We start from the raw sequence: 2,657 nt of genomic DNA, 5'->3' as shown, positions 1-2,657 counted from the left end.
TCGGTCAGCACCAGATCGAATCGCGCCGGCTGCTCGCGAAACGCATCCAGCGCCTCGGAGGCGCTCGTGTAGGCGTCCACGCGGTAGCCGAGCCGATCGAGCATCCGGCTCGCGAGGCGCACGAGCGGCTCCTCGTCATCGAGGAACAGCACGCGCTCGCCGTTGCCCGGCAAGGCCTCCACGAGCGGTCCGCGCCCGATCGCGACTCAGTGCTTGATCGCGACGAACGCGGCCCAGTTGAACCAGCGGAAGCAGGTGTCGACGGTCGAGAACCCGCAGCGTTGCAGCAACTGCACGTTCTCCTCGACGCGATACGGCACCAGCACGTTCTCGAGCGACTCGCGCTTGCGCTGGATTTCCTCGGCCGTGTAGCCCTGGCGCGCCTTGTAACGGTAGTACAGCTCGATGTAGAGACGATTCAAAAGAGAGTCTTCCACCAGCACCTTCTCCGCCATGAGAAGCGCGCCGCCCGGACGCAGCCCCGCGTGGATGCGCTTCAGCAGCGCCTCGCGATGAATCGGCCGCACGAACTGCAGCGTCCAGTTCATGAGCACGACGTTCACCGAAGGCAGCTGCAGATCGCCGTCGAGATCGGCCTTCACCAGCGTCACGCGCTGCGCACGCACGTGCGGCGCGAGCTTCTCGCGCGCCTGATCCAGCATGGCCTGCGCGTTGTCGATGCCGTACGCGTGCGCGCTCGCCGGACAGCCCGGATTCGAGAGAATCAGATCGATGGTCGTGCCGGTCGAGCAGCCGAGGTCGCACACCTTGCCGTCCTGCGCCGGCAGGAACTGGAGGCACAGGTCCGAAAGCATGCGCTGCAGCTCGCCGTAGAACGGCACGCTGCGCGAGACCATATCGTCGAATACCGCGGCCACCTTTTGATCGAAGGTGAAGTCCCGCGCCGCGCTTTCTTCCTGAAAAATGACGTCTCGTGCCATGGTGATTACCTCAGCGGGCTGGTCCCCGCATCGCCGGCGCCTTCGGCAGCTCGATCGCTGCGTGCGGCGCTCTGGTAGACGTTTACGAAGAATTCCAGGATCGGTCTGAAGAGCGCGTGCACCTCCGGCGCCGTGAGCGGTCCCCGACTCTCCGCCGCAAGTCGCTGCAAAATCGCGTCGGTGCGTGCCTGGTTGAAGCGCGGCACGCCCTGCCGTTCCTTCAGCGTGTAGATGTCCCGAACCACCGCGGCGCGCGCGTTCAGCAGCGCGAGAAGCTGCGTGTCGATGGCATCCACGCGCTCGCGCAAGGCCGCCAGCTCTGCTTCGAAACGGTTAGGCACCGGCGGTCGCAGGCGGCGTCCGCTTGTTCATCTGGCGGGACGCAAACCACAACACGAAGCGTGCGGCGATGACCAGCACCATCACCGCCGTCAGGATCTGGTTGTCGTCGAGCAGGCTCGCCTGGCCCAGGCGGATCAGAATGACGAGCGCGGTCGCGGAGAACCAGTCGAAGCCCGCGCGGTACTCCTTCATCACCACGCGCCGCCAGTCGAACTGCATGCCGCGCAGGGTCTGGCCCAGCCCCGAAAGGCGCGGCACCCAGCGATTCACGCGGGCGCAGTACGCCTCGAACTCCGCGCCGAACTTGTTCCGCAGGAAGTTCTCCTCGGCCGCGACGATCGCCTTGTGCATGCCCAGGCTGAGCGGGATGCCCACGAGCGCGAACACCCATGAATTCGATGCCATCGCGAGGCCGAGCAGCAGGAAGAAATTGCCCACGTACATGGGGTTGCGGCAGTGGGAATAGAGGCCGCCGGTGACCAGGTTCTCGGCGTAGACCTTGTGATCCTTGCCGCCGCGAATGATGTAGTCGAGGCCGATGGTCCCCACCCGCACCGCCTGGCCGATGACCGCGAGCACGAAGCCGATCGTGCCGGCCACCGCGGGGTCCGCGAACAGGCGCGGGCTCGGCAGGACGAGGAGGATGACGGCGATCGGCAGCAGATAGCCGCGATACTTGAACGAGAAGTCCCCGAGGGCAACGAGCGGTGATCCCATTGGGCGCGAATCCTGCCGCAATCGAATGGTGCGCGCCAGCACTTCGATGCGGCGCGCGTCTCGGCGGCGATGAAATGTGGGCGCGGTGAGGCGCGAGGCCCCCGACGCTCAGCGCGTTTTCGGTCCGCGGCCGAACGTCGACGGGTATGGATCGCCCGGCTTGGGCGGGTTCAGTGTCTCTTTCGCGGGTCGCAGCGGCTGGTGCGGCGGCGTCGGCGCCGAAGCCTTGGCTGCGGCGGGCGGCGGTGTCACGAGCGGCTGCCGTGACGAGGCCAGCGGCGACTGCGAGCCGAAGACCGGCTTCGGCGCGGGAAGCACCGCCGGCCGCGGCGGCATCACTTCCACCTGCAGGCTGACGACGCGCTCCTCGGCGTTGGCGAGCGCCCCGACGTTGATGACGTAGCGTGCGATCTCCTCACCGCGCTCGTTCCGGACGAAGACGACCACCGTGTATTCCCACGGGTCTTCCTGCGGCGGGTGGCGGATCTTGCCCTCCACCTGCAGTGCCGTGCGCGTTTCCACCTTCGGTCCGGCGTCGCCGCCGAAACGAAGGTGGTGCTGACAGCCCGGGCAGACGCTCGCGCTTTCGAGGATGACCGCCTTGCAGTGGGGACAGGTCCGCGTCTTGCCCGGCGATACCGGGCGAACGCTGCTCAT

At 66.9% G+C, this 2,657-nt stretch carries 4 protein-coding genes and 1 pseudogene; all 5 read right to left on the bottom strand.

Going from position 1 to position 2,657, the window contains the following annotated elements:
* Positions 1-182 (bottom strand): hypothetical protein (locus VHA82_RS21345; RefSeq protein WP_325547188.1); only part of this gene is annotated, 182 nt, incomplete at its 3' end.
* Between the two features lie 24 nt (positions 183-206).
* Positions 207-941, bottom strand: coding sequence for a carboxy-S-adenosyl-L-methionine synthase CmoA (cmoA, locus tag VHA82_RS21340; RefSeq protein ID WP_325547187.1), 735 nt, complete (start codon positions 939-941; stop codon positions 207-209).
* Between the two features lie 5 nt (positions 942-946).
* On the bottom strand, positions 947-1,237 hold the full coding sequence (locus tag VHA82_RS21335; RefSeq protein WP_325547186.1) for a chorismate mutase: 291 nt from the start codon (positions 1,235-1,237) through the stop codon (positions 947-949).
* 37 nt (positions 1,238-1,274) lie between these two features.
* Positions 1,275-2,000, bottom strand: coding sequence for an isoprenylcysteine carboxylmethyltransferase family protein (locus VHA82_RS21330; protein WP_325547185.1), 726 nt, complete (start codon positions 1,998-2,000; stop codon positions 1,275-1,277).
* 108 nt (positions 2,001-2,108) lie between these two features.
* Positions 2,109-2,657 (bottom strand): annotated as a pseudogene (locus tag VHA82_RS21325) (hypothetical protein); the annotation flags it as partial.

Origin of the sequence: Ramlibacter sp. (assembly GCF_035548915.1) — a bacterium.
Taxonomy (GTDB): Bacteria; Pseudomonadota; Gammaproteobacteria; order Burkholderiales; family Burkholderiaceae_C; genus Ramlibacter.
Note: the sequence above shows the minus strand (reverse complement) of the source record. Positions and strands in the feature narration are given on the sequence as shown.

Excerpts from the sequence above, each read along its gene's own strand:
- cmoA (WP_325547187.1), bottom strand. The coding sequence starts at position 941 with ATGGCACGAGACGTCATTTTTCAGGAAGAAAGCGCGGCGCGGGACTTC.
- VHA82_RS21330 (WP_325547185.1), bottom strand. The coding sequence starts at position 2,000 with ATGGGATCACCGCTCGTTGCCCTCGGGGACTTCTCGTTCAAGTATCGC.